Here is a 26,705-nt window from a genome sequence, read left to right as displayed (position 1 = left end):
GGGGTCGCTCAGCTCACCGGCGCCGTCGCCGCCGCCTCGGCCATCCCGGTGAGCAGCCGGGCCATCGCCGGCCGGGCCAGCCGGCCGGCGCTGTGCGGCGTGGAGTTGATCAGGCCGAACAGGGCGTGCGCCCGGGCCCGGCAGGCCGCCGTGGACGCCCCGGGGTGCAGCCGGGCCAGCACGCCGACCCACTCCTCGACGTAGCGGCGCTGCAGCTGGCGCACCCGGCGGGCGTCGGGCTCGCTCAGCACGCCCAGGTCCCGGTCCTGCACGGTGATCAGCGCGGGGTTGTCCAGGGCGAACTCCACCTGGAACGCGATCAGCGCGCGCAGCTGGCCGGCGGCGTCGTCCCCGGCGGCGGCCACCACCTCCGCGCTCCCGGCCAGCAGCCGCTCGCTGATCCGCAGCAGCATCTCGGCGAGCATCGCGTCCTTGCTGGCGAAGTGCCGGTAGATGGCCGGGCCGGTGACGCCGACGGCCGCGCCCACGTCGTCGACCCCCACCGCCCGCGCGCCGCGCTCGGCGAACAGCTGGGCGGCGGCGCGCAGGATCTGCTCGCGGCGGGAGGGCCGCGCGGCGTCGTCGGACAGGGCGGTGTCCGGGGTGGACGGCACCCGCTGAGGTTAACCGCTGTTCACATCGGGGCGGGAGTCGTGGTTGACTCCGCTCGTGGACGCACCGGTGCTCTCCACCGCCTCCCCGGCGGACCCGGACGCGGCTGCCCGCAACGCCGGCCACCACCGGCGCCTGGCCGCCGACCTGGCCCAGCAGCTGGCCCGGGTCGCCCAGGGCGGCGGGGACCGTGCCCGGCAGCGGCACGTCGGCCGCGGCAAGCTGCTGCCCCGCGAGCGGGTGGACGCCCTGCTCGACCCGGGCAGCCCGTTCCTCGAGCTGTCGCCGCTGGCCGCGCACGGCCTCTACGACGACGAGGCGCCGGCCGCCGGGATCATCACCGGGATCGGCCGGGTCGCCGGCCGTGAGGTCGTCGTCGTCGCCAACGACGCCACCGTCAAGGGCGGCACCTACTACCCGATGACGGTCAAAAAGCACCTGCGCGCCCAGGAGGTGGCCTGGGCGAACCGGCTGCCCTGCGTCTACCTGGTCGACTCCGGCGGCGCCTTCCTGCCGCTGCAGGACGAGGTCTTCCCGGACCGGGACCACTTCGGGCGGATCTTCTACAACCAGGCCACGCTGTCCGAGGCGGGGATCGCCCAGATCGCCGCCGTCCTCGGGTCGTGCACCGCCGGCGGCGCGTACGTGCCGGCCATGAGCGACGAGGCGGTCATCGTCCGCGGCCAGGGCACGATCTTCCTCGGCGGCCCGCCGCTGGTGAAGGCGGCGACGGGGGAGGAGGTCACCGCGGAGGAGCTCGGCGGCGGCGAGCTGCACTCCCGGGTCAGCGGGGTCACCGACCACCTGGCCGAGGACGACGCGCACGCGCTGCAGATCGTCCGGCAGATCGTCGGCACCCTCGGCCCGCGCACCCCCCGGCCCTGGGACGTCGAGCCGGTCGAGGAGCCGCTGCACCCCGCGGAGAGCCTGTACGACGTCGTCCCCGTCGACACCCGCACGCCCTACGACGTGCGCGAGGTGATCGCCCGGCTGGTCGACGGCAGCCGGTTCGCCGAGTTCAAGCCGCTCTACGGGGCGACGCTGGTGACCGGCTTCGCCCGGCTGCACGGCCACCCGGTCGGGATCATCGCCAACAACGGGGTGCTGTTCAGCGAGTCCGCGCTCAAGGGCGCCCACTTCATCGAGCTGTGCGACCGCCGGAGGATCCCGCTGCTGTTCCTGCAGAACATCAGCGGGTTCATGGTGGGCCGCGACTACGAGGCCGGCGGCATCGCCAAGCACGGCGCCAAGATGGTCACCGCCGTCGCCTGCGCCCGGGTGCCCAAGCTGACCGTCGTCATCGGCGGCTCCTTCGGCGCCGGCAACTACTCGATGTGCGGGCGGGCCTACGCGCCCCGGTTCCTGTTCACCTGGCCGAACTCACGGATCTCGGTGATGGGCGGCGAGCAGGCGGCCAGCGTCCTGGCGCAGGTGCGACGGGACGGGCTGGCCGCCCGCGGCGAGGAGTGGACAGCCGCGGACGAGGAGGCCTTCAAGGAGCCGATCCGCGCCCAGTACGAGGACCAGGGGCACCCGTACCACGCCACGGCCCGGCTGTGGGACGACGGCGTCATCGACCCCGCGCAGACCCGCACCGTGCTCGGCCTGGCGCTGTCCGCCTGCGCCAACGCGCCCCTCGAGGAGGTCGGCTATGGCGTCTTCCGCATGTGACCGTTCGTCCGGCCATGTTGGCCAACATGGCCGGACGAACGGGTCAGGCGCCGACGCCGGCGATGGACGGGGCGGTCGGGTCGGCCGCCTCGGGCTTGACCTCGCGCAGCACGTAGTCCTCGATCGTCTCCAGGTCGTGCGTGGAGCGCTTCACGATGGCGAGCAGGTCGCTCATCTTGCTGACCTCCTCGACCTGCTCCTTGATGAACCACTGCATGAACTGGTCGGAGGCGAAGTCCATCTCCTGCCGGGCGACCGCGGTGAGCCGGTTGATCTGCTCGGTGACCCGCTTCTCCTGGTCCAGCGCGAGGGCGACCGGGGCGACCACGTCGGGGAAGTCGGTGATCGGTGCCGGGATGCCCGGGATGGTGACCAGGGCGTCGGCGTCGAGCAGGTAGCGCACCATCATCATCGCGTGGTTGCGCTCCTCGACCGCCTGGTCGAAGAACAGCTGGGCGGTCTGCGGCATCGTGAGCTGGTCGAAGTAGATGGCGCAGGCGACGTACTGCTGGTGCGCGGCGAACTCGTGGCCGATCTGGGCGTTGAGCAGGTCGATGAAGGCATCGGCGGCCATCGGGACTCCCGGGTCTGTCGGACTTCGTCCCGCGCACGGTATCTGGCGACACGCCCGAGGCGGTGGCCCACCCACCAAGGCATGGCTAACCTCACCGCGTGCCCAAGGACAAGCGCGCGGCGGCGAAGCAGCGCATGCCCAAGAAGAAGTGCTGCGAGGACAAGCCCCGGTGCAAGCGCTGCCCGCTGCGGGCCCTCGCTGAGGGCAACCTCCCCGACGGCTACACGGTCAAGAAGCGCCGGCTGGTCCGGCTCGAGAAGGCCGACGCCGTGCTCGCGAAGAGCACCCGCAAGGCGGCCTGACCCCCTCCCTCCGGACTTCGGGGCGGTAGAGGCCGCTCCTCACTCCGGCCATCGGGGCGGTAATGGCCGCTCGGGCGGGGGATGGTGAGCGTGTTCGACACCGTCCTGGTCGCCAACCGCGGGGAGATCGCCGTCCGGGTGATCCGCACGCTGCGGGAGCTGGGCATCCGGTCCGTGGCCGTGTACAGCGAGGCGGACGCCGGCGCGCTGCACACCCGGCTCGCGGACGTCGCCGTCCCCATCGGCCCGGCGCCCGCCGCGCAGAGCTACCTGTCCATCGATCGGGTGATCGACGCCGCCCGCCGCACCGGCGCGCAGGCCGTGCACCCCGGCTACGGCTTCCTGTCCGAGAACGTCGACTTCGCCCGCGCGTGCGAGCGGGCGGGGATCGTCTTCATCGGCCCGCCGGTCGCCGCGATCGAGGCGATGGGCGACAAGATCCGCGCCAAGCAGACGGTCGCCGCCGCGGGCGTGCCGGTGGTGCCGGGACGCACCGAGCCGGGCATGGACGACGACGCCGTCGCCCTCGCCGCGGTCGAGATCGGCTTCCCCGTGCTGCTCAAGCCCAGTGCCGGCGGCGGGGGCAAGGGCATGCGGGTGGTCCGCGACGCCGGGGAGCTGCCCGGGCAGATCGCCGCCGCCCGGCGCGAGGCCCGCGGCTCCTTCGGCGACGACACCCTGCTGGTCGAGCGGTACCTCGGCCGGGCGCGGCACATCGAGGTGCAGGTCTTCGGCGACAGGCACGGCACGGTGATCCACCTCGGCGAGCGGGAGTGCAGCCTGCAGCGCCGGCACCAGAAGGTCGTCGAGGAGGCGCCGTCCCCGCTGCTGGACACCGCCGGCCGGGCCGCCATGGGGCGCGCCGCGGTCGAGGCGGCCCGCGCGGTCGGGTACACCGGCGCCGGCACGGTCGAGTTCATCGTCGACGCCGACCGGCCGCGCGACTTCTACTTCCTGGAGATGAACACCCGGCTGCAGGTCGAGCACCCGGTCACCGAGTGCATCACCGGCCTGGACCTCGTGGAGCTGCAGCTGCGGGTCGCGGCGGGGGAGCCGCTGCGGATCGACCAGAGCGACGTCACCCTCGACGGGCACGCCATCGAGGCCCGGGTGTACGCCGAGGACCCGGCGCGCGGGTTCCTGCCGCAGACCGGCACGGTCGTCGGCCTGGTCGAGCCGGCCGGCACCGGGGTACGGGTGGACAGCTCGCTGGCCGTGGGCTCCGTCGTCGGCACCGACTACGACCCGATGCTGGCCAAGGTGATCGCCTGGGGGCCGGACCGGGAGACCGCGCGGGCGCGGCTGGTGAGGGCACTCGGGGACACCGCCGTCCTCGGGGTGGTCACGAACACCACCTTCCTGCGCGACCTGCTGGCCGACCCCGACGTCGTCGCCGGCCGGCTCGACACCGGGCTCATCGAGCGCCGGGGCGAGGCGCTGACCTGGTCGGAGCCCCCGCCGCCGCACGTGTACGCCGCCGCTGCGCTCGCGCTGCAGCTGGAGGCCGAGCCCACGGGGTGCCTGGTCGACCCGTGGGAGGTGCCCTCGGGTTGGCGGCTGGGCGAGCCGGCGTGGACGCGGCTCCGCCTGCAGGCGGCCGGCGGGAACCCGGTCGACGTGCGGGTGCGCGGCCTGGCGGCCGCCGCCGAGGTGCGGGTGGGGGACGGCGAGCCACTGCCGGCGTGCGCCTCCCGGGACGGTGACCGGCTGAGCGTCACCGTCGGCGCGGTGAGCACCCGGTTCACCGTCGTCCACTCCGGCGGGACGGTGTGGCTCGCCGTGGACGGGCACGTCGCCGCGCTGCGCGAGCACGAGCGGCTGGCGTCGACCGCCGCGTCGGCGGCGTCCGACGGCGCGGTGACCGCCCCGATGCCCGGCACGGTGACGCTGGTGCAGGTGTCCCTCGGCGACCAGGTGGAGGCGGGGACCCCGCTGCTGGTCGTCGAGGCGATGAAGATGGAGCACGTGCTGACCGCCCCGGTCGCGGGGACGGTCACCGAGCTCCCGGTGACGGCGGGCCGACCGGTCCGGCTGGACGAGCGGGTGGCCGTGGTGACCCCACTGCCGCCCGGCGGAGGGGAGTGACCCAGTGCTGGACTACCGGCTCGACGAGGAGACGGAAGCGCTGCGGAAGGTGGTCCGCGAGTTCTCGCTCGACGTGGTCGCCCCGCAGATCGGCGGCTTCTACGAGCGCGACGAGTTCCCGACCGAGATCGTGCGCCAGATGGGGGAGCTGGGCCTGTTCGGCCTGCCCTTCCCCGAGGAGTACGGCGGCGCCGGCGGCACGTACTTCACCCTCTGCGTGGCGCTGGAGGAGCTCGCCCGGGTCGACAGCTCGGTCGCCATCACGCTCGAGGCCGGCGTCTCGCTGGGCGCGATGCCGCTCTACCGGTTCGGCACCGAGGAGCAGAAGCAGCGGTGGCTGCCCCGGCTGTGCGCCGGTGAGGCGCTGGGGGCCTTCGGGCTCACCGAGCCCGGCGGCGGGTCGGACGCCGGGGCCACCCGGACGACGGCGCGCCTGGCGGACGGGCACTGGGTGCTCAACGGGTCGAAGGCGTTCATCACCAACGCCGGCACCGGCATGACCGACCTGGTCACCGTCACGGCGGTCACCGGCACCAAGGCCGACGGGGGCAAGGAGATCTCGACGATCGCCGTCCCCAGCGACACCCCCGGCTTCACCGTCGGCCAGCGCTACAAGAAGGTCGGCTGGAACGCCTCCGACACCCGGGAGCTGGTCTTCAGCGACTGCCGGGTGCCCGAGGAGAACCTGGTCGGCGAGCGCGGTCGCGGCTACGCGCAGTTCCTGTCGATCCTCGACGAGGGCCGGATCGCGATCTCCGCGCTGGCCGTCGGGCTCGCGCAGGGCTGCGTCGACGAGAGCGTGAAGTACGCGGGGGAGCGGGAGGCGTTCGGGCAGCCGATCGGCCGCAACCAGGCCGTCCAGTTCATGATCGCCGACATGGAGATGCGGGCCTCCACCGCGCGGCTGGCCTACTACCGGGCGGCGGAGAAGATGCTGCGCGGCGAGCCGTTCAAGCGGGAGGCCGCCGTCGCCAAGCTCTACAGCTCCGAGGTCGCGATGGACAACGCCCGGTACGCCACCCAGGTGCACGGCGGGTACGGCTTCATGACGGAGTTCCCGGTCGGCCGGTTCTACCGGGACGCCAAGATCCTGGAGATCGGCGAGGGCACCAGCGAGGTGCAGCGGATGTTGATCGCGAGGTCTCTCGGCCTCGGCTAGGCCGAGTGAGCAGTTCCGGTCGTCCAGGACGGCGCGCTCACGCATGTCGGCGGCCGGAACCGCTCGCTCGGCCTCGGCTGGCGACCCTGGTGGTTCAGTTTCTCGCACCACTCGTCGAGGGAGGTCGCATGTCCATCACCGCCAGCGAGGCTCGGCAGCGACTGTTCCCGTTGATCGAGGAGGTCAACGACGACCAGATCGCCGTGGAGATCGTCTCCAGGAGGGGACGGCGTTCCTGGTCTCCGCCGACGAGTACCGCTCGCTGAAGGAGACGGTCTACCTGCTGCAGTCGCCCGCCAACGCGCAGCGGCTGCGGGAGAGCCTGGCCGAGGCCGCTGCCGGCCGTGCGGAGCCGCACGAGCTCACCGAGTGAGGATCACGTCCACCTCGCACGGCCGGGCCGACTACACCAGCTGGGCCGGGGACCGGAAGACGCGGCTGCGGGTCAACCGGCTGATCAGCGAGGCTGCCCGTGACCCCAGTAGCGGAACGGGCAAGCCCGAGCGGCTCAGCGGCAACCTGTCCGGCTGCTGGTCCCGTCGCATCGACCAGGAGCACCGGCTGGTCTGCACGGTGGACGGCGACCAGCTCGTCGTCCTGCAGGCGCGCTACCACTACTGACCGGACCGCGTCGTTCAGGCGGTGACGTCGACGAGCACCTTGCCGACGGCGCCGTCCTGCACCGCCTGGTGGGCCCGCGCCGTCTCGGCCAGCGGGTACACGTGCAGCGGCAGCCCGGCCTCCTCGCCGACCCGGACGGCGCCGTCCAGCACCGCGGCGTTGACGTCCTCGACGCCGATCTCCTTGGCCCGCGCCGGCTCGGTGTAGACGAGCACGAACTGCCAGCGGGCGTTCGGGTTCATCTGCGAGCGCACCGGGACGGTGACCTCCGCGCCGCCGTCGTCGGCGTACATGGCGACCGCACCGTGCAGGCCGATCACCTGCGCGTCGGCCGCGGCGTTCTGCGCGGCGTTGACCTCGACGATGGTGTCGACGCCCTTGGGCGCGACCTTGCGCACCTCGGTGACGACGTCCTGCTGCCGGTAGTCGACGACGTGCGAGGCGCCGGCCGCCGCGGCCAGCTGCGCCTTGCGCGGGGAGCTGACCGTGGCGATGACGGTGGCCTCGGCCCAGCGGGCCAGCTGGATGGCGGCGTTGCCGACCGCGCCGGCGCCGCCCTGCACGAGCACGGTCCGGCCGTGCAGCGAGCCGGGGCCCAGCCGGTCGGGCAGCGACTCGGCGACGGTCAGGCAGCGGTGCGCGGTCAGGAAGGGGATGCCGAGCGCGGCACCCAGCTCGAAGGAGGGCCCCTCGCCGAGCAGCACGGTCTGCCGGGCGGGGACGACGGTGTACTCCGCGGCCGTGCCGTGCGGGCGCTGCCAGGCCGCCTCCCACACCCACACCCGCTCGCCCCGCAGCACCGGGTCCACGCCCCGGCCGACCGCCTCGATGGTGCCCGAGCCGTCCTGGTTGGGGACCTTCCCCCCGGGCCCGGGGTCGGCGGTGCTCCGGGCCTTCCAGTCGGTCGGGTTCACCCCGGAGAAGGCCAGGCGCACCCGCACCTCCCCGGGGCCGGGGTCGGGGGTGGGCCGGTCGACGAGCTGGAGGACGTCGGGACCGCCGGGCTGGGTGTAGGTGATCGCTCGCACCGGGCCTCCCTACCCCCGATGCCGCTCCTCGACCACCCCCGGCTCGTCGCGCTCTCGGGCCGCCCGAGCCGTCACCCACTTCGTGACGCGGCCGAGCACCGCGGGCTCGACCGGGCGGCGGACCTCCTGCTTGTAGGCGCGCAGCGACGCGGCGCCGGGCTGGGTGCGCAGCAGGTGGCTCACGTCGGGGGCGCACCAGGTCTCCACCGGCCCCGGCACGGCCTCGGCGATCGCGGCCAGGTCGGCCGGGTCGACCTGCAGGTCCTTGCTGCCGGTGACGGCGAGCACGGGCAGGTCGAGGCGGGACAGGTCGGCGCGGGGGTCGTGGTCCAGGTACTCGCGGAACCACTTGGCGTTCACCGTGGGACCGCCGATGCGGGTCACGTCGGTGGTGGTGGCGCGGATCTTGTCGTGGTTGCGGCTGACCTTGCTGATCAGGTCGACCCGCAGCAGCCGCAGCAGGGCGCGGACCGGGGCGGGCAGCGTGGGCGCGATCACGGCCGCCTGCCGGCGCAGCACGGCGTCCCCGCGCTGCGCGGCGCCGGACAGCAGCACCACCCCGGCCGGGCGCGGGCCGGACGGCCCGGTGAGCAGCCCGGCGGCGGCGTGCGCGACCAGCAGGGCGCCCTCGCTGTGCCCGACGATGAACAGCCGGCCGGGGTCGGCCTCGGGCCGGGTGGCCAGCGCGGCGAAGGCGGCGGCGGTGTCCGCGGCGTTGTCGAGCAGACCGACCCGCTTCCAGCCGTTCCGGCCCTCCGTGGTCCCGTCGCGCAGCGACCGGCTCTCCCCGACGCCGCGCTTGTCGTAGCGCAGCGAGGCGATGCCGGCCGGGGCGAGGGCGTGCGCCAGCTGCCGGGTCGAGTCGATCGGCATCCGCGGCGCGTTCGAGTTCCGGTCCAGCGGGCCGGAGCCGCTGACCAGCACCGCCGCCGGGAACGGGCCGTCCCCCACGGGCACGGTGAGGGTGCCGGCCAGGTCCCGGTCCGGGCCGGGGAAGCGCAGCTGCACCTCGCGCGGGCTCACCGCGCGGCCCGGATGCGCGCCGCGAGGTCCTGGGCGTCGTCGTCCCCGAGCAGGACCGAGGCCAGCCGGTGCCCGGAGAGGGTCAGGCGCACACCGGCCTGGCCGCGGTGGGTGGTGACGAACTCGGCGCCGCCGCGGGTGCGCCAGGTGCCGATCTTGCGCCGGCCGGGCAGCTGCAGGCCCGGGGCACGCAGGCCGCGGGTGGCCGTCAGCGCGTCCGGGACGACCTCCACGTCGGTGATGGCGGCCAGCGGGATGCGGACGTCTCCGTGCAGGCCGGCGATCTTCTCGGCACGGGTGAGCTCGACGCGGAGCTCCTGGTCGGTGAGGTGGACAGCGCTCATGCAGTGTAGTGTTCTCAATGACAAGAACGATGTCAAGGATGAGAACAGTCAGGACGATGTGACGCACATGACGACGGCGGAGTTGCTGCTGCACCCGGTGCGGCTGCGGATCGTCCAGGCGTTCCTCGGCGACCGGGAGCTCACCACCGGTCAGCTGCGCGAGCTGCTGCCGGACGTGTCCGCGGCGACCCTCTACCGCCAGGTCGCCACGCTGGCCGCGGCCGGCGTGCTCGAAGTCGCGGGAGAGCGACGGGTGCGCGCCGTGTCCGAGCGCACCTACCGCCTGCACGCCGAGGCGGCCTCGATCGGCCCGGCCGAGGCCGCCGAGCTCACGCCCGAGCAGCACCGGCGGGCCTTCCTGACCTTCGTCGCCGGGCTGCTCGCCGACTTCGACCGCTACCTCGACCGCGGTGAGGTGGACCTCGGCCGGGACTTCGTCAGCTACCGGCAGATCGCGCTGCACCTCACCGACGAGGAGATGCTGGAGCTGCTCACCGAGGTCCGCGGGGCGTACGCGCGCCGGACGTCGCTGCCCCCCGAGGGGCGCCGGCGGCGGCTGCTGACCACGATCCTGCTGCCGGCCGACCCGCCCCCCGGCCCCTGACCTCCCCGGCGGATCACATCCGGGCCAGCTCGGCGGCCAGCGGGGCCAGGCCCAGCGGGCCGAGGTCGAGCGCGGTCCGGTGCCAGGCCTTGAGGTCGAACTCGTCGCCGCCGCGCCGCTGCGCCTCCTCGCGGCAGGTCAGCCAGACCCGCTCGCCGACCTTGTAGACCGGCGCCTGCCCCGGCCAGCCGAGGTAGCGGTGCAGCTCGTCGACCCGCATGGCGTCCTCCATGTTCACGTGCGAGCGGAGGAAGTCCAGCGCGACGTCGTAGGTCCACCGGTCCCCGGCGGCCCGCCCGGCCGGGATCGGCAGGTCCAGGTGGACGCCGATGTCCAGCACGACGCGGGCGGCCCGCAGCTCCTGGGCGTCGAGCATGCCCAGCCGGTCGCCGGGGTCCTCGAGGTGGCCGAGCTCGCCCATCAGCCGCTCGGCGTACAGCGCCCAGCCCTCGCCGTGCCCGGAGCACCAGCACAGCAGCCGCTGCCAGCGGTTGAGCAGCGCGGCGTTGTAGACGGTCTGCGCGATCTGCAGGTGGTGGCCGGGGACGCCCTCGTGGAAGACCGTCGTCGTCTCCCGCCACGTGGTCATGTCGCTGACGCCCTCGGGCAGCGACCACCACATCCGCCCGGGCCGGCTGAAGTCCTCGGTCGGGCCGGTGTAGTAGACGCCCTCGCCCGAGGTCGGGGTCAGCCGTCCCTCGATCCGCTTGATCGGGGCGGGGATGTCGAAGTGCACGCCGTCCAGGGCGGCCATCGCCCGGTCGGCGGTCCCCTGCAGCCACTCCTGCAGCGCCTCCCGACCGCGCACCTGGCGGGCCGGGTCGGCGTCGAGTGCGGCCATGGCGCCGGCGATGCCCTGCCCCGGGGCGATCCGCTCGGCGACCGTCTCCTTCTCGGCGACGATCCGGGCGAGCTCGTCCCACCCCCACGCGTAGGTCTCGTCGAGGTCGAGGTCGATGCCCGCGTGGTAGCGGGACTCCAGCGCGTACCGCTCCCGGCCGACGCCGTCCCGCTCGGGGGCGCCCGGCAGGAGTTCCCGCTCGACGGCGTCGGCGAACTCGACCAGCGCCCGGGCGGTGGCCTCGGCACCGCGGTCCAGGTCGGCCCGCACCCCGTTCCCGACCTCCGCCCGGCCGACGAACTGCGCGTAGAAGCCCGGCTTCTCCGGGGTGCCGGCCCAGCGCCGGGCGATGCCCGCGGCCAGCCGCACCTGCCGGGCGGCGGACACGTGCCCGGCGTCGGCCGCGGCGCGCAGACCCTGCCGGTACCCGGCCAGCGCCGCGGGGAGCGCGGTGAGCCGCCGGGCGATCGTCGCCCAGTCCTCGTCGGTCTCGGCGGGCATCAGGTCGAACGTGGACCGGAAGTCCTGCAGCGGGCTGGCGATCGTGTTCAGCGAGGACGAGGTGAGCCCGGCCTCGTGCAGGGCGAGCTCGGCGCCGAGGCGCTCCAGCATCGCGCTCCGGGCGACGTCGTCGCGGCGCTCGGCCGGGTCGGTCCGCTCCACGGCGGCGACGGTGCGGCGCAGCAGCTCCGCGGTCGCGGCGTGCCCGTCGGGGGTGAGGTCGGGCCACTCGTCGTCGTGACCGGGAACGCCGATGTAGGTGGCGACGGTGGGCTGGTCGGCGGCGTACTCGTCGACGAAGCGGTCGGCCAGCTGGTCGAGGTCGGACGGCGGACGCGTGGGCTCGCTCACACCCGGACGCTATCCGGGTCAGGCCGGTGCTGCCGGGGCCACCCGCGACGGCAGCTCCGCCTGCACGCGGCGCCAGTGGTAGACGTACAGCGGCCCGGCGATGAGCAGCGTGGTGGCCCCGCCGACCATGTCCAGCACCGACTGCCGCTGCTGGGAGTCCCGGGCGAGCTCCTCCTGCCGCTGCTGCTCCTCCTCGGTGAGCTCGTCGCCGGGCGCCTCGTAGTAGTAGCCGTGGTAGCCCGGGTCCGGGTACAGCAGCGACACGGTGCTGCGCACGAACTGCACCGCGGCGAAGATCGACACCACCAGCGTGATCAGGCAGACCAGGTAGAGGTAGAGGCTGCGCAGGTTGAAGCGCTCGGGGAGGGCCACGGTTGCTCCTGTCTGGGTGCGCCGATGCCGGTCGGGGAAGCATGGTGCCGTCGCCGGGCCGCCCGGCCCACACCCCGGGCCCTCACGCTGCGCAAGCGTTATCGAACGGTCCCGCGGGGCGGCGCCGACGGGACGAGCCTGAGGACGACGAGCAGCCAGGGCACGGCGAACGCGACGCTGCCCATCACATCGGTGGGGAAGTGGGCGCCGCGGTAGATGCGCGCGACGGCCACCACCGCCACGACGACGATGGCGGCAGCCAGCACCAGCCATCGCCACCAGGCCCGGGTCGCGGCCAGCACCAGTGCCGCGATCCCGCCGTAGAGGCAGATGGCCGCGGCCGTGTGCCCGGACGGGAAGCTGGAGGTGGGCGGGAGCTCGGCGTCGAGGTGCACCACCGGCGGCCGCGGCCGGTCGATCAGCGCGGTCGTGGTCAGGAAGATCGCCAGCTCACCGCCGAGGGCGAGTGCGAGGACCACGGCCGGACGCCAGTGCCGGACCGCGAGCGACCCGGCCGCCGCGGCGACCACGCCGACGCCGAGGACCACGGCGGTGTTGCCGAGCTCGTCGAGCGTGTCCGAGGCGGCGTCGAGGGTCGGCGTCCGGCGGTCGGCGAACCACTCGTCGGCACCGGAGTCCACCTCCTCCACCGCCGTCCCCGTCTCCGCCCGGGTGACCAGCAGGCCGATCCCCACGGCCAGACCGAGCAGGAGGACGGCGGCGAGCAGCAGCCCCAGGGCCGTCGTCGCGGGACGACGGCCGACCGCACGGCGAGACCTCACCGACGGAGGGTGGCGCATCCGCCCGCTTCCCGGGGCATCCCCGGCGCCGGTGCGCGGCGGAGCGGCTCAGGGCTCGGCGTACCAGGCGAACCCGAGTCCCGGCACGACCAGCCCGCCGTGCTCCACCCGCAGCGGGCCGTCGCTGCCCAGCACCAGGTCATAGGTGCCGAAGCCGGTGACCGTGTCGGCGTCCACCACCTCCAGGTTCGGGAGAAGGGAGCCGCAGACCTGGCGACTGCGCGCCGGTCCTGCTCTGATTGAACGCCGTCGGCGCGAGGCCCGGCCACCGGTACCGCCCCGCTGCCGCGGAGCCACGGGCCGGGCCGGCGCGAGCGAGCTGCGGGCTGAGCGGAGGCGGTCGGCATGACGATCCTGGAGTCGGGCAGCGAGATCGCAGGGTACCGGATCGAGTCCCTGATCGGCCGTGGCGGCATGGCGGTGGTCTACTGCGCGGAGGACGTGCGCCTGGGCCGCAAGGTCGCGTTGAAGCTCCTCCCGCCTCAGCTGTCCGACAACGAGCAGTTCCGCAAGCGCTTCATCCGCGAGTCACGGCTGGCGGCATCGCTGGAGCACCCGAACATCGTGCCGATCTACGGGGCCGGGGAGGCCGAGGGGCAGCTGTTCATCGCCATGCGGTACGTCCTGGGCAGCGACTTGAGGGGCCTGCTCTCGGAGCAGGGCGGGCCCCTGCCGCTGGACCGGATGCTGCGGCTGTTCGGCCAGATCGGGGACGCGCTGGACACCGCACACCAAGCCGGGCTGGTGCACCGGGACGTCAAGCCGGACAACTTCCTCATCGCCGCCGGCCACCACCGCCCAGGTCAGCCGCCGGGCGACCACTGCTACCTGACCGACTTCGGGATCACCAAGCGCACCACCGAGCTGTCGGGCGGGCTGACGGCCAGCGGGCAGTTCCTGGGCACCGCCGACTACGTCTCGCCCGAGCAGATCCAAGGCAGACCGGTGGGGCCGACGGCTGACATCTATGCGTTGGGCTGCGTGTTGTACGAGTGCCTGACCGGGCAGCAGCCGTTCCGCCGGGACGACGAGGCCGCGCTGCTCTGGGCGCACCTCGTCGACATGCCGCCGCCGATCACCGGGATCCGCCCCGAACTGCCGGCGGCGGTCAACGCCGTGCTGGCGCGGGCCATGGCCAAGGAGCCCGCGGACCGCTACGCGTCCTGCCAGCAGCTGGTGAACGAGCTCGCGCAGGCCCTCGGCAGGCAGCCGCCCGTGCCGTCGGCGGGTGGCCGGTCGACGGGGAACGGCGGAGTGGCCCCGCCTCGCGACCAGGCCACGCCGGACGTCCTCCGGGCGGCACCGGTACCGGGCGTCGGGGACGTGCCCGGCCCGGGTCTGGACCCGCCGTCGCCCCCGGACCGGCCCGCGCGAGCGCGCGTCTCGGCGGACGCCTCACCCGGGACCGCCCCACCGGCGGTCGCCGCAGCGGAGGTCGAGGACCCGCTCGACGTCCCGCTGGAGGTGCGCGTCGGGGACCGGCGGTGGGTCGTACCTCCGCAGGAGACCGTCACCCTCGGTCGCGACGCGGAGGTCGGCGGACCCATCACGGACGGGCGGGTGTCCCGTCGCCACGCGACCGTCCAGCACGGCGCGGCGGGGTGGGTGCTCAGCGATCACAGCCGCAACGGCGTCTTCCTGGCGGGCCGGCGCACACCGCAAGTCGTGCTCACCGGTTCCACGGTCGTCATGCTCGGGCACCCCGTCGAGGGTGTCGCGGTCACCTTGACCCCGCTCGCCAGCACGCGTGACGTGCCCGGCGGGGCGCCTCCGACGCATGCGGCGCTGTCCGCCGTGCACCACCTCCCGCCGGAGCGGCTCGCCATCGGGCGCTCGCCGGACAACGACGTGGTGGTGGACGACCTCTTGGTCTCCCGTCACCACGCCGTTCTCGAGCGGACCCCGGGAGGCTGGCGGCTGCGGGACCTGGACAGCGCGAACGGGACGTTCCTGAACGGCCGGGGGATGGACGAGGCGCTCGTGGCCGAGCGGGATCTCATCGGCGTCGGACGCACCCTGCTGCAGTTGGCCGGTGATCGGCTGGTGCAGTACGAGGACCGGGGGGACGTCGACATCGAGGCCGACGGCCTGGTCGTGATCCGGGACGGCCGACGACTGCTGGACGGGGTGGGCTTCCGCCTGCCGGGCCGGAGTCTGATGGCGGTCCTGGGTCCGAGTGGCTCGGGGAAGTCGACCCTGCTGGGCGCGCTGACCGGGACCCGCCCGGCTGACTCGGGCGGCGTCAGCTACGGGGGCCGCGACCTCTACGACGAGTACGAGGAGCTGCAGCAGCGGATCGGGGTCGTCCCCCAGGACGACATCCTGCATCCGCAGCTGACCGTGCGTCGAGCGCTGTCGTACGCCGCCCGCCTCCGCTTCCCGCCAGACGTCCCGGCCATGGTCCGGGAGCAGCGCATCCAGGAGGTGCTCGACGAGCTGGGGCTGGCCGAGCGCGCCGACCTGCGGATCGACCGCCTGTCCGGTGGCCAGCGCAAGCGGACGAGCGTGGCCCTCGAGTTGCTGACCCGCCCCTCCCTCCTCTTCCTCGACGAGCCCACCTCGGGACTGGACCCAGGGCTGGACAAGCAGGTGATGGGGAGCCTGCGGGACCTCGCGGACGGTGGTCGCACCGTGGTCGTGGTCACGCACAGCGTGGCCAACCTGGACGTGTGCGATCGGCTCCTCATCCTGGCCCCGGGAGGTCGGGTCGCCTACGACGGCCCACCGCGCCGGGCGCTCGACCACTTCGGCGTCACTGACTTCGCCGACGTCTTCACGCAGCTGGAGGACGACTCGGCGACCGATTGGGCCGCTCGGTTCCGCAGCTCGGACATCGCCCCCCGGCAACCCGCCCGGTCGGTGCCTCGAGCGGCTCCTGCCGCCCCGGCGCCACGACGGCGATCGGGCTTCGCCCAGTTCCCCGTCCTGTGCCGTCGGACGTTCGACGTGATGATGGCCGACCGGACGTACTTGATCTTCCTCGCGTTGCTGCCGGTCCTGCTGAGCGGCGTGGCGCATGCCCTGCCCGCCCCCCATGGGCTCTCGACCGCGCCGGGTGATGTCACCGCGACGCAGCTCCTGCTGGTGCTGACGATGTCCGGCACATTGATGGGCACCGCCTCATCGATCCGTGAACTGGTCAAGGAACGGACCATCTACGAGCGCGAGCGATCGATCGGGCTGTCCAGCACCGCCTACCTCGCCGCCAAGCTCACCGTCCTGGGTCTGGTGACCGCTGTCCAGGCAGCCGTGTTCTGCGCCGTGGCGCTGCTGGGCCGAGCAGGTCCCGACGGCGCGACGACCCTCGGGTCGGGGCGCCTGGAGATCGGGGTCAGCGTGGTCGCGGTGACGTGCGCGTCCATGGTGCTGGGCCTGGTGATCTCCACGGCGATCGGCAACGCCGATCGAGGCATGCCACTGCTGGTCCTCACGGTGATGGTGCAGCTGGTCCTGGCGGGCGGGCTGTTCCCCCTCGTCGGTCGGGCCGGTCTCGACCAGCTCTCCTGGCTGCTCCCGTCGCGCTGGGGCTTCGCGATGGGAGCAGCGACCATGGACCTGGGCAAGGTGCCTCCGCCGGTCGACGACCCGCTGTGGCGGCACAGCTCCAGTGCCTGGACCGCCGATCTGCTCGTCCTCGCAGCACTGGCCCTCGTGATGACCTGCGTGGTCGCGTGGGGCCTGTGGCAGTCCGATCCCACCCGACGGCGTCGTTCGGCCCGCCCACGCCGCAGGTTCACGCGGGCCGACTCCCGACCCGGAGTGACCGCGGCGTAGCCGAGCGGCCCCGTAGTGCGACGGCCTGACCGGGCGAAGACGTTCCGTTGCGGCCGTCGCGGCTCCGAGGCGCGGATGCACCTTCCAGAACTGGACACTCGTGCCGGCCGACGACCATGCCAGCCCGCGGCGCGATGAGCGGCACCGAGGTCTCTGGAGGAACCGTGGACCCACAGACCTTCGGTCCGTACCGGCTGGAGGCACTCATCGGCCACGGCGGTATGGGCGAGGTCTACCGGGCCTACGACACGGTGCGCGAGCGGACGGTGGCGCTCAAGCGGCTACGCCCCGAGCTCGTGGCCGACGAGCGGTACCGCGCCCGGTTCCTCAGGGAGTGCCACGCTGCCGCCGGGCTGACGGAGGCCCATGTCATCCCGATCCACGACTTCGGGGAGATTGACGGCCGGCTCTACCTTGACATGCGACTGATCGAGGGCCAGGACCTCGGTGAGCTGCTGGCAACCCTGGGTCCGCTGCCGCCTGACTCGGCGGTCGACGTCGTGGCTCAGGTCGCGGCCGCGCTCGACGCCGCACATCGCGCGGGACTCGTGCACCGCGACGTAAAGCCGTCGAACGTGCTGCTCGGTGGAGACGCTCCCGTCCGCCACTGCTACCTGGCCGACTTCGGACTGACGGGCAAGGTCGGCCACGGCAGCGTCTCGCTGACCGCGACCGGCACCACGGTCGGGACGCTGGACTACATCGCGCCCGAGCGGCTGATGGGTCGCCCCAGCGACCACCGGGTGGACGTGTACTCGCTGGCCTGCCTGCTGCACGAGGCGCTGACCGGGCACCCGCCGTTCGAGGCCGACGAGCTGCCCGCGATGATCCACTCGCACCTGAACCTGCAACCGCCCCGGGCCTCGGCGCTCGTGGCGGGGGTACCGGCGACCCTGGACGCGGTCATCGCGCGGGGCATGGCCAAGGACGCTGACGCCCGCTACGCGAGCGCCGGTGAGCTGGCTGCTGCCGCTCGGGCGGGCCTCGGTGGACATGCCGCGCCCTCGCCGATGACGGATGCAGTGGAGGCGGGGGCCGCCGGGTCCGGGTCGGTGCTGCCGCCGGCGACCGGCTCGGCCGAGACTCGATCCGCCGAGCTGGGGGCGGTGATCTCGCCGACGTCCGGCTCGGCCGAGACGGGGATCGCCGAGGTCGTCCCCGCGAGAGCATCCCGTGTCCGGTCACCCGCTCCGCGGCGCCGGCGCCGGCGCCTGGTGTCCAGGTTGCTCGTCCTCGGTGTCCTGGTCCTCGCCCTGGGGGCGGTCATCGAGGCGGTGACCCTGTTCGGTTCGGATGACCCCACGGTCGTGCGGGCCGAGGCCGCCGGCGAACCCGGGGAGGCTCCCTTCACTCCACCCGCCAGCCAGGAGCAGCCTCAACCGGCGGCCTCGCCCGGGGCGAGCGGCAGCGTGTCCGGCGATGCTCCGGGTCTCTACGGCGGCTCGGGGACCGAGGAGTGTCACCCCGAGGACATCGCCTCGTTCCTGGACGCACATCCGGATCGGGCGGCGGCCTGGGCGGAGGCGCAGGGGATCGAGACCAGCCAGATCCGGTCGTTCCTCGGCCGGCTCACCTCGCTCACACTCCGCGCCGACACGGCCGTGACCAACCACGGTTACCGGGACGGTGTGGCCACCTCGTTCCAGTCCGTCCTGCAGGCAGGAACGGCGGTGCTCGTCGACGAGCGCGGGGCACCGCGGGTGCGGTGCGCGTGCGGCAACCCGCTCGGACCTCCGGCACCGCGGACGGCGGTCCGCTACGAGGGTGAGACGTGGTCGGGCTTCTCGCCGCGGGCCGTCACGGTCGTCCGGCCGGCTCCGGCGCCGGTCCAGGAGTTCGTCATCGTGGAGCCGGACAACCAGACGGTCGTGGCCCGTCCCTGCGCCACCACGGGCCAGCTGGACCACCCCGTCGATCAGGCAGCGGTCGAGGCCGCGCTGGCCATGTGGAGCCGCTTGGAGGAGGAGGACTCACGTCCGGCCACCGACGGGTCGAGCTCGCAGTGGGACGAGGACGAGGAGTCGTCCGACGAAGAGAACGAGAGCAGGGAGAACGGGGACGACGGGGGCTCCACCACATCGGGATCGGACGGGGATCCTGTGCCGCCGCCGGACGGGGATCCTGTGCCGCCGCCGGACGGGGATCCTGTGCCGCCGCCGGACGGGGATCCTGTGCCGCCGCCGGACGGGGATCCTGTGCCGCCGCCGGACGGGGATCCTGTGCCGCCGCCGGACGGGGATCCTGTGCCGCCGCCGGACGGGGACCCGGCGCCGCCGCCGGAGGAGGACCCGGCGCCGCCGCCGGAGGAGGACCCGGCGCCACCGCCGGAGGAGGACCCCGCGCCACCGCCGGAGGAGGACCCGGCGCCGCCCCCGGAGTCCTCGCCGGTGAGCGGGCCGACGACCGGGACCGGCTGATGAAACACATGTACACCGACAGCCTCCGGCGGGTGTGACGCCGCCGACGGCTGCACCGACGGTGGCTCAGGGCTCGGCGTACCAGGCGAACCCGAGTCCCGGCACGACCAGCCCGCCGTGCTCCACCCGCAGCGGGCCGTCGCTGCCCAGCACCAGGTCGAGGGTGCCGAAGCCGGTGACGGTGTCGGCGTCCACCACCTCCGGGTCGGGGGAGAAGTTGGCCAGCCCGACGAAGGCCCCGCTGCGCGGGTGCCGGCGCCGCCAGGCCAGCACCCGGTCGCTGCCGGCGTGCAGGACCGACGGCTCGGTGCCGCCGCGCAGGGCCGGCAGCGACCGCCGCACCTGCCCGAGCCGGAACATCCGGGCGTACACCCGGCCCTCCAGGGTGGTGGGGTCGTGCCGCCGACCGGCCGCCGTCCAGTCCATCAGCGGGCGGTGCATCCAGCGGTTGTCCGGCGCCCGGGACGGGTCCTCGAGGTACCGGTCGTCGTTGAGCAGGGCGATCTCGTCGCCCATGTACAGCAGGGGGACGCCGCCGTAGGCGAAGGCGACGGAGTACAGCAGCACCAGGCGCCGGATGCCGGCCTCCACGGCGTCGTCGTCGCCGCGCTCCAGCGCTGCCTCGATCCCGCACAGCGACGCTGCCGACCCGGAGATGCGGGCGTCGCCGGTCAACGCGTTCTCCTGGAACAGCGCGCCCCGGGACGACGACGCCGGGTAGTGCCCGGCGAAGAAGTCGTTGAGGAACCGGCGGTGCGAGTGCCCGCCGACGCCGATCGCGGCGGCGTCCTCGTCGGTGACCGCCCAGCCGATGTCGTCGTGGCCCCGCACGTAGGTCACCCAGCTGGCGCGGGAGGGGATCGGCCGCATCCGGCGCAGAGCGGTGCGGGCCAGCCGGGCGTCCTGGGTGGCCAGGCTGCTCCACAGCAGGACCATGAGCTGGTTGTGGTAGGCCAGCTCGCACTCGGGCCGCTCCCGCTCGTGGCCGCCGAGGTAGGGCACCAGGTCGTCCGGCGCGACGATCGCCTCGGCCTTGAAGACGACGGCCGGCGCGGCCATCCGGGTGAGCCCGTGCAGCAGCTGGACCAGGTCGTGCACCTCGGGCTGGTTCTGGCAGCTGGTGCCCATCCGCTTCCACATGAACGGGATGGCGTCCATCCGGAACACCTCGACGCCCCGGTTGGCCAGCCAGGTGATCTCGCCGAGCATGGCCAGGGTGACCTCGGGGTTGGCGTAGTCGAGGTCCCACTGGTAGCTCCAGAACGTCGTCCACACCCAGCCGCCGGCGCCGCCGCGGGCCTCCGGTACCCAGGTGAACGACCCCGGCGCCCGGTCGGGGAAGACCTCGGGGATGGTCGCCTCGTAGGCGTCGGGCATCGCCCGGTCGGGGAACGCGGTGTAGAAGCCGGCGTAGGCCGGGTCCCCGGCCAGCCAGCCGCGCGCCCAGGGGTGCTCGGCGGCGGTGTGGTTGAGCACCAGGTCGATGCACAGGCTGATGCCGCGCTCGCGCAGCGCCGCCGCCACCGTCTCCAGGTCCGCCATCGTGCCCAGCCGCGGATCGACCTGGCGGTAGTCCGCGACGGCGTAGCCGCCGTCGTTCTCGCCCTCCCGCGGCCGCAGCAGCGGCATCAGGTGCAGGTAGGTGGTGCCCAGCTCCGAGAGGTGGTCCAGCCGGTCGGGCAGCTCGCCGAGCGTGCCGCTGAAGTGGTCGACGTAGCAGACGTAGCCCTGCATCCGCTCGTGCTGGAACCAGCCGGGGTCGATCTCGCGGCGTCGGTCGAGGCGCCGCAGCTCCGCCGGTCGTTCCGCGGCGGCGGCCAGGACGGTGCGCAGGGCCCGGGCGAGCAGCTGGTCGGGATCGGCCGGGTCGCCGTAGAGGGCGACGAGGGGCCCGTGCACGTCGGCCAGCGCCACCTGCACCCGGGTGAGGAAGACCTCGGCCTCGTCGGCGCCGAGCGCGGCGACCGCGTCGACGGCCAGCCCCGGGGACAACCGCTGCCACGCCTCGTCGGCGAGCTGCCCCGCCGACCGCCGGCCGGTCGGGGCCGGAGGATCGGCCGGCCGGGGCGGGGGCTGCACGCGGGCAGTATGCCGTCCGCCGGGCTCCGCCGTGACCTGGACCACGGTCGATGCGTAACAGGGCGGCCGGAAGGGGTAGGTCCGGGATCCCGTAGCCAGTGCGGGTGCCCTGCGACGAAGGAGATGGCCATGAGCACCAAGGTCGAGGAGTCGATCCAGGTCGACGTCCCGGTGAGCACCGCCTACAACCAGTGGACGCAGTTCGAGGACTTCCCCCACTTCATGAGCGGGGTGAAGGAGGTCCACCAGCACGACGACCAGCGCCTGCACTGGACGGCCGAGATCGCCGGCGTCCGGCGGGAGTGGGAAGCCACCATCCTCGAGCAGGTCCCCGACCAGAAGATCGCCTGGGCGGCCACCGAGGGGGCGACGAACGCCGGCGCGGTCCGCTTCGTCTCCACCGGACCGATGTCCACGACCGTGTACCTCACCCTCGAGTACGAGCCGGAGGGCATCGTGGAACAGGCCGGGGACAAGCTCGGCATCGTGGGCCGCCAGGCCAAGGGCGACCTGCAGCGGTTCAAGGAGCTCATCGAGAGTGAGGGCTACGAGAGCGGCGCCTGGCGGGGCACGGTGAACGCGGGCGCCGGCGTCGGGACCCCGGGCGTCGAGGCCGCCGCGACCTCCCGCGGGGACAGCGGCAAGGCGGGGATCTCCCCGACGGCGGTGGTCGCCGGCGCGGCGGCCGCGGCGGTGGCCGGCGTCGCGGCGGCGGCCGCGGCGAAGAGCGGCGGGAGCTCAGAGGGCGAGGCGTCGACCGAAAAGGTCGCGGAGTCCCGGCCGGTCACCGTCACCGAGGAGGTCACCGTCGTCGAGCAGCCGCCGCCGGACACCGTCCGCACCGACGTGCTCGTGGACGAGTCGGGGACGGCGGGCTACTCCACCCCGTCGTCCACGGAAGGCGTCGAGTCCGCGACCCAGCGCCCCGACGACGACCCGATGATCGGCGGCGGCAACCGCTGATCGCTCGCGGCCGGTGGGGGAGCCGCCCCCACCGGCCGCCGGCCTCAGACCAGCTTGAGGGTGAGGGCCCGGCGGCCCGCCTCGGAGCGGGCGGTGGCGAGCCGCTCGGCCGACGGGGTGCCGTAGTCGGTGGTGCGCTGCCGCGCCGGCCGTCCGATCGCGGCGGCCATCGCCTCCAGCTCGGCGACCGTCTTCAGCGAGCCGTTGCCCGAGCCGGCCATCCGGCTGATCGTCTCCTCCATCAGCGTGCCGCCCAGGTCGTTGGCGCCGCCGGTCAGCATCGCCCGGGTGCCGGCGTCGCCGAGCTTCACCCACGAGGTCTGGATGTTGTCGATCCGGCCGTGCAGCAGCAGTCGCGCGACCGCGTGGACGGCCCGGTTCTCCCGGTTCGTCGGCCCGGGCCGGGCCACGCCGGCGAGGTAGATGGGCGCGTTGTGGTGCACGAACGGCAGCAGCACGAACTCCCGGAACCCGCCGGTCTCGTCCTGCACCGCGGCCAGGGTGCGCAGGTGCGCCACCCAGTGGGCGGGGGTGTCGACGTGGCCGTACATCATCGTCGACGTCGTCGGCAGCCCCACCCGGTGCGCGGTCGTGACGATCTCCAGCCAGGTGGCGGTGGGCAGCTTGCCCTTGGTGAGCACCCAGCGGACGTCGTCGTCGAGGATCTCCGCGGCGGTGCCGGGCAGGGAGTCCACGCCCGCCTCCTTCGCGGCCAGCAGGAAGTCGCGGAAGGACAGCCCGGTGCGGGCCGCGCCGTTGACCACCTCCATCGGTGAGAACGCGTGCAGGTGGATGTCCGGCTGCCGTTCCTTCACCGTGCGGGCCAGGTCGAGGTAGGCGGTGCCGGGCAGGTCGGGGTGGATGCCGCCCTGCATGCAGATCTCGGTCGCGCCGCCGGCCCACGCCTCGTCGACCCGGTCGCCGACCTGCTGCATCGACAGCGTGTAGGCGTCGGAGTCGGTGCGCCGCTGGGCGAACGCGCAGAACCGGCAGCCGGTGTAGCAGACGTTGGTGAAGTTGATGTTCCGGTTCACCACGTAGGTGACGTCGTCGCCGTTGACGTCCCGGCGGACGTCGTCGGCCAGCGACGCGAGCGCGGCGAGGTCGGGCCCGTCGGCGCCCAGGAGCGCCAGGTACTCGGCGTCGCTCAGCCCGGCCGGGTGGGCCTCGGCGTGCCGCAGGGCGGCGCGCACCTCCGGATCGCCGACGGTCAGCGCGGTGGACCGGCCGTCCCGCGCGGCGACGGTCCGCTCGCGCAGGTCGGCCCAGTCGCCGTAGACCGCGTCGAAGTCGCTGCGCCGGTCCCCGGTCCGGCCGATCGTGTCGACCTCGACGTGCAGGTCGACCCGGCCCGAGGAGGTCCACGCCTCGTCCGGCTCCTGCCACGGCAGCCCGGTGGGGGTGCGGCCCTCGACGGCGAGCCCGTCGGGGCCGGCCAGCGCGGCGACGTGCGGGCGCACCCGCGGGTCCAGCCACGGCTCGGGCTGCTGCACGAAGCCGGGCTGGGCGGCCAGCCGCTCGCGCAGGGTGAACCCGGCCTCCGCGGACAGCACCGCCAGCTTGTCGATGTTCGGCCAGGGCCGCTCGGGGTTGACGTGGTCGGGGGTGAGCGGGCTGACCCCGCCCCAGTCGTCGACGCCGGCCCGCAGCAGCAGCCCGAGCTCGGTGGAGTCCGACAGGTTCGGCGGCGCCTGCACCCGGGCCCTGGGGCCGAGCAGCAGCCGGGTGACGGCCACGGCGGCGACGTACTCCTGCAGGTCCAGGTCGTCGTGCCCGGCCATCGCGGTGCGCGGCTTGGCCCGGAAGTTCTGCACGATGACCTCTTGCACGTGCTGGTGCCGCCGCGCCGACGCGCGGATCTCCAGGACGGCGTCGACCCGCTCGGCGTAGGTCTCGCCGATGCCCAGCAGCACGCCGGTGGTGAAAGGGACGGCGGAGCGACCGGCGTCCTCGAGCACCCGGAGCCGGACGGCCGGCTCCTTGTCCGGGCTGCCGAAGTGCGGGCCCCCCCGTTCCGACCACAGCCGGGTCGCCGTCGTCTCCAGCATCATGCCCATCGACGCCGACACCGGCTTGAGCCGCTGCAGCTCCTCCCACGACAGCACGCCCGGGTTCAGGTGGGGCAGCAGCCCGGTCTCCTCCAGCACCCGGACCGCCATCGCCCGCAGGTAGGCCAGGGTCGAGTCGAAGCCGTGCGCCTCGAGCCACTCGGCGGCCACCGGCCAGCGGTCCTCGGGGCGGTCGCCGAGGGTGAACAGCGCCTCCTTGCAGCCCAGCGCCGCACCTTCCCGGGCGATGGCCAGCACCTCGTCGGGGGAGAGGAACGGCGCCCGGCCGGCCGCGCGCAGCTGCCCCGGGGTGGTCACGAACGTGCAGTAGTGGCAGCGGTCCCGGCACAGGTGGGTGAGCGGGATGAACACCTTGCGGCTGTAGGTGACCACGCCCGGTCGGCCGGCCGAGGCCAGCCCGGCGTCCCGCACCCGCCCCGCGGCGACGAGCAGCCGGTCCAGCGGCTCGCCGTCGCCCAGGCCGCGGGCGTGCAGCAGCACCTCCGCCTCGGTGGCGTCCAGGGGCTGACCGCGCTCGGCGCGCACCAGGGCACGGCGCAGCGCGGACTCGGACGGGATCAGTGGCGCGTTCATCGAGAGCTGACGCTATCGCGGCCCCCTCGCAGGGTCCCGCCGCGAGCGTGCGAGCGGTGGGGGGCGAGGGGGTCCTCGTTCAGACGTCGCGGCGGGCGAACGACAGAGCGGCGAGCCCGCCGACCATGAGCAGCCAGAGGGCGACCCAGACCAGGTAGGCAGCGCTCAGCGACCCCGCGCTGAGGAACGGGAACGCCTCGCCGCCCGGGCCGATCTGGACCAGCGCGGTCGGGTCCTGGAAGGCGTGCATCGCGCCGCGCCACAGCCCGTCGGTGGGCAGCAGCATCCGGGAGACCTCACCGACGCGGGCGACGCCGTCGTTGTCCAGCGCCTCGCCGACGCCGCCCACGACCCCGGCCACCCAGGTCGCCCCGAAGAGCCCGACGGCCACGATGCCCGAGGCCATGGGGGACACCGCCGTGGCGAGCAGCAGCGCGAGGGTCATCAGCACCGTCGTCTGCACCGCGAGCAGCAGGACGCCGACGACGGGATCGGGTGGCCAGTAGCCGACGGTCGCCCGGACGACGAGGCACTGGGCGAGCCCGGCGGCGACGATGAACCCGCTGCCGAACGCCACCAGGCCCAGCCACTTGCCCAGCAGCACGGTCTCCCGGCGCACGGGCCGGGCGAGCACGGCCAGTGCCATCCCGGACTCGACCTCGCCGGCGAGCGTGGGGCCGGCCAGGAACGCCGTGCCCAGGGCGGCCACGAGGCTGTAGCCGAACATCACCAGGTTGAGCAGCTGCGAGCCGACCAGCCGCGCCTCGCCGCTGGTCAGCTGCCCGGCGCCGGTGTCGAAGGACGCCAGCTTCCAGAACCCCCAGGCGCTCAGGAGGAGCAGCACGACGGTGAGCACCGACAGCGCCCGCAGCAGCTTGCGGCGGGCGGCCTCGCGGAGGGTGAGGCCCGCGACGGTCAGCACCACGCGGGCGGTCGTGCCCGGTGCCGCCGCCGGGGCGTCCTGCGCCACCGCGGTCACGCCGGTGCCTCCTCGTGCCGCAGGATGCCCAGCAGCCGCTCCTCGAGGCTGATCCGCCCCGGCTCGACGGCGTGCACCCGCACCCCGAGGGCGACGAGGTCGGCGACCAGGGTGGGCACCGCCGTCCCGTCGTCGTCGGCGGGCAGGGTGACGGTGTACTGCTCGCCGCTGCGGGTGAGCGCGCCGGTGGCGGCCAGCCGGCGCTCCGCCGCGGCCCCCACCCCGCCCAGGTGCAGCCGCAGCTCCCGCTGACCGAGCAGCTCGCCCAGCGTGCCGGCGGCGGCCACCCGGCCCCGGTCGAGCACGACCACCCGGTCGCAGACCCGCTCGACCTCGCCGATGAGGTGGGAGTTGAGCAGCACGGCCACGCCGCGCTCCCGCAGCGAGAGCACGATGTCGCGGACGTCAGCCCGGCCGAGCGGGTCCAGGGCGCTGGTCGGCTCGTCGAGGACGACGAGCTCCGGGCGGGCCACCAGCGCGACGGCCAGGCCCAGGCGCTGCTGCATGCCCTTGGAGAAGCCGCCCACCCGGTCGCCGGCCCGGTCGGCGAGCCCGACCAGCGCCAGGCACCGGCGCTGCTCCTCCGGTGGGACGTGGCCGCCGGCCAGCCGCACGTGCAGGCCGAGCACCTCGGCCGCGGCCAGCCACGGCTGGTACCGGAAGAGCTCGGGCAGGTACCCGACGCGCTCGCGGGACCGGGGGTCGCGCCCGGGTCGGCCGAGCAGCAGCACCTCGCCGTCGTCGGGCCGCACCAGCCCGAGCAGCATCTTGATCACGCTGGTCTTGCCGGCGCCGTTGGGCCCCAGCAGGCCGACGACCTCGCCGCGGCCGACGGTGAAGGAGACGCCGTCGACCGCGGTCCGCCGTCCGTACCGCTTGCGCAGCCCCGAGCACCACACCGCCGGCGAGGGCGGCAGGTCCGCGAGCAGCTGCTCGGCGGCCCGGACGGCGGCGGTGTCCACG

The 26,705-nt window shown here is 74.1% G+C and carries 24 protein-coding genes; 11 read left to right on the top strand and 13 right to left on the bottom strand.

The window, feature by feature from the left end; translation table 11 throughout:
• Positions 1–8 precede the first annotated feature (8 nt).
• Positions 9–614, bottom strand: a complete 606-nt coding sequence (locus tag HL189_RS10900) for a TetR/AcrR family transcriptional regulator (protein ID WP_369133711.1) — start codon at positions 612–614, stop codon at positions 9–11.
• A gap of 55 nt (positions 615–669) precedes the next feature.
• On the opposite strand from HL189_RS10900, the gene HL189_RS10895 reads away from it, so the two are divergent.
• Positions 670–2,283, top strand: a complete 1,614-nt coding sequence (locus tag HL189_RS10895) for a carboxyl transferase domain-containing protein (protein ID WP_369133710.1) — start codon at positions 670–672, stop codon at positions 2,281–2,283.
• A gap of 43 nt (positions 2,284–2,326) precedes the next feature.
• Here the strand turns inward: HL189_RS10895 and HL189_RS10890 are convergent, their stop codons facing one another.
• Entirely contained in the window at positions 2,327–2,857 is a 531-nt protein-coding gene (locus HL189_RS10890; protein WP_369133709.1) for a ferritin, read from the bottom strand.
• 98 nt (positions 2,858–2,955) lie between these two features.
• On the opposite strand from HL189_RS10890, the gene HL189_RS10885 reads away from it, so the two are divergent.
• The 6 genes from HL189_RS10885 (at position 2,956) to HL189_RS10860 (ending at position 7,024) form a co-directional block, all read left to right on the top strand.
• Positions 2,956–3,159 (top strand): hypothetical protein, encoded by a 204-nt coding sequence (locus tag HL189_RS10885; RefSeq protein ID WP_369133708.1) that lies wholly within the window; start codon positions 2,956–2,958, stop codon positions 3,157–3,159.
• An 81-nt stretch (positions 3,160–3,240) separates the two neighbouring features.
• Positions 3,241–5,244, top strand: a complete 2,004-nt coding sequence (locus HL189_RS10880; RefSeq protein ID WP_369133707.1) for a biotin carboxylase N-terminal domain-containing protein — start codon at positions 3,241–3,243, stop codon at positions 5,242–5,244.
• A 4-nt stretch (positions 5,245–5,248) separates the two neighbouring features.
• The gene (locus HL189_RS10875; protein ID WP_369133706.1) at positions 5,249–6,403 is read left to right on the top strand and encodes an acyl-CoA dehydrogenase family protein; all 1,155 of its coding nucleotides are present in this window, start codon (positions 5,249–5,251) and stop codon (positions 6,401–6,403) included.
• Positions 6,404–6,531: 128 nt separating this feature from the next.
• Positions 6,532–6,669, top strand: a complete 138-nt coding sequence (locus tag HL189_RS10870; protein WP_369133797.1) for a type II toxin-antitoxin system prevent-host-death family antitoxin — start codon at positions 6,532–6,534, stop codon at positions 6,667–6,669.
• Positions 6,639–6,776: a type II toxin-antitoxin system Phd/YefM family antitoxin gene (locus HL189_RS10865; protein WP_369133796.1), complete on the top strand. Its 138-nt coding sequence runs from the start codon at positions 6,639–6,641 to the stop codon at positions 6,774–6,776. Before HL189_RS10870 ends, HL189_RS10865 begins: the two co-directional genes overlap by 31 nt.
• A complete protein-coding gene (locus HL189_RS10860) occupies positions 6,773–7,024 on the top strand; it encodes a Txe/YoeB family addiction module toxin (RefSeq protein ID WP_369133705.1) in 252 nt (83 codons plus the stop codon). The genes HL189_RS10865 and HL189_RS10860 overlap by 4 nt, the downstream gene beginning before the upstream one ends.
• 14 nt (positions 7,025–7,038) lie before the next feature.
• Here HL189_RS10860 and HL189_RS10855 read toward each other — a convergent pair whose 3' ends face one another.
• The 3 genes from HL189_RS10855 to HL189_RS10845 are packed head-to-tail and all read right to left on the bottom strand — an operon-like array spanning position 7,039 to position 9,419.
• Entirely contained in the window at positions 7,039–8,052 is a 1,014-nt protein-coding gene (locus HL189_RS10855; protein WP_369133704.1) for an NADPH:quinone reductase, read from the bottom strand.
• Between the two features lie 9 nt (positions 8,053–8,061).
• Entirely contained in the window at positions 8,062–9,075 is a 1,014-nt protein-coding gene (locus tag HL189_RS10850) for an alpha/beta hydrolase family protein (RefSeq protein WP_369133703.1), read from the bottom strand.
• Positions 9,072–9,419, bottom strand: a complete 348-nt coding sequence (locus tag HL189_RS10845; protein ID WP_369133702.1) for a hypothetical protein — start codon at positions 9,417–9,419, stop codon at positions 9,072–9,074. Before HL189_RS10845 ends, HL189_RS10850 begins: the two co-directional genes overlap by 4 nt.
• Positions 9,420–9,486: 67 nt before the next feature.
• On the opposite strand from HL189_RS10845, the gene HL189_RS10840 reads away from it, so the two are divergent.
• A complete protein-coding gene (locus tag HL189_RS10840; RefSeq protein ID WP_369133701.1) occupies positions 9,487–10,023 on the top strand; it encodes a helix-turn-helix domain-containing protein in 537 nt (178 codons plus the stop codon).
• A 13-nt stretch (positions 10,024–10,036) separates the two neighbouring features.
• Here HL189_RS10840 and HL189_RS10835 read toward each other — a convergent pair whose 3' ends face one another.
• The 4 genes from HL189_RS10835 to HL189_RS10820 form a co-directional block, all read right to left on the bottom strand.
• A complete protein-coding gene (locus HL189_RS10835) occupies positions 10,037–11,716 on the bottom strand; it encodes a DUF885 domain-containing protein (RefSeq protein ID WP_369133700.1) in 1,680 nt (559 codons plus the stop codon).
• Between the two features lie 18 nt (positions 11,717–11,734).
• Positions 11,735–12,088, bottom strand: coding sequence for a hypothetical protein (locus HL189_RS10830; protein WP_369133699.1), 354 nt, complete (start codon positions 12,086–12,088; stop codon positions 11,735–11,737).
• Positions 12,089–12,186: 98 nt separating this feature from the next.
• Complete coding sequence (locus HL189_RS10825; protein ID WP_369133698.1) at positions 12,187–12,870, bottom strand: phosphatase PAP2 family protein; 684 nt, start codon at positions 12,868–12,870, stop codon at positions 12,187–12,189.
• 66 nt (positions 12,871–12,936) lie between these two features.
• Entirely contained in the window at positions 12,937–13,065 is a 129-nt protein-coding gene (locus HL189_RS10820; protein WP_369133697.1) for a hypothetical protein, read from the bottom strand.
• A 168-nt stretch (positions 13,066–13,233) separates the two neighbouring features.
• Between HL189_RS10820 and HL189_RS10815 the strand changes: the two genes are divergently transcribed.
• Together HL189_RS10815 and HL189_RS10810 are read left to right on the top strand one after the other, a co-directional pair.
• Complete coding sequence (locus HL189_RS10815) at positions 13,234–16,662, top strand: ATP-binding cassette domain-containing protein (RefSeq protein ID WP_369133696.1); 3,429 nt, start codon at positions 13,234–13,236, stop codon at positions 16,660–16,662.
• 164 nt (positions 16,663–16,826) lie between these two features.
• Positions 16,827–19,079, top strand: coding sequence for a DUF6777 domain-containing protein (locus tag HL189_RS10810; protein ID WP_369133695.1), 2,253 nt, complete (start codon positions 16,827–16,829; stop codon positions 19,077–19,079).
• A 66-nt stretch (positions 19,080–19,145) separates the two neighbouring features.
• Here the strand turns inward: HL189_RS10810 and HL189_RS10805 are convergent, their stop codons facing one another.
• Positions 19,146–21,158: an alpha-amylase family protein gene (locus tag HL189_RS10805; RefSeq protein ID WP_369133694.1), complete on the bottom strand. Its 2,013-nt coding sequence runs from the start codon at positions 21,156–21,158 to the stop codon at positions 19,146–19,148.
• 129 nt (positions 21,159–21,287) lie between these two features.
• Between HL189_RS10805 and HL189_RS10800 the strand changes: the two genes are divergently transcribed.
• Entirely contained in the window at positions 21,288–22,121 is an 834-nt protein-coding gene (locus HL189_RS10800; RefSeq protein WP_369133693.1) for an SRPBCC family protein, read from the top strand.
• A gap of 44 nt (positions 22,122–22,165) precedes the next feature.
• On the opposite strand, the gene HL189_RS10795 is transcribed toward HL189_RS10800, so the two are convergent.
• From HL189_RS10795 to HL189_RS10785, 3 genes are all read right to left on the bottom strand, one after another.
• Positions 22,166–24,763, bottom strand: a complete 2,598-nt coding sequence (locus HL189_RS10795) for a bifunctional FO biosynthesis protein CofGH (protein WP_369133692.1) — start codon at positions 24,761–24,763, stop codon at positions 22,166–22,168.
• 79 nt (positions 24,764–24,842) lie between these two features.
• Positions 24,843–25,742 (bottom strand): ABC transporter permease, encoded by a 900-nt coding sequence (locus HL189_RS10790; protein ID WP_369133691.1) that lies wholly within the window; start codon positions 25,740–25,742, stop codon positions 24,843–24,845.
• Positions 25,739–26,704 carry an ATP-binding cassette domain-containing protein gene (locus HL189_RS10785; RefSeq protein WP_369133690.1) on the bottom strand — a complete coding sequence of 322 codons (966 nt, stop codon included), beginning with the start codon at positions 26,702–26,704 and terminating at the stop codon, positions 25,739–25,741. Before HL189_RS10785 ends, HL189_RS10790 begins: the two co-directional genes overlap by 4 nt.
• Position 26,705: the final 1 nt, after the last annotated feature.

The organism is Modestobacter sp. I12A-02662 (assembly GCF_041028325.1).
GTDB lineage: Bacteria > Actinomycetota > Actinomycetes > Mycobacteriales > Geodermatophilaceae > Modestobacter.
This window is presented reverse-complemented; position numbering and strand designations above follow the sequence as displayed.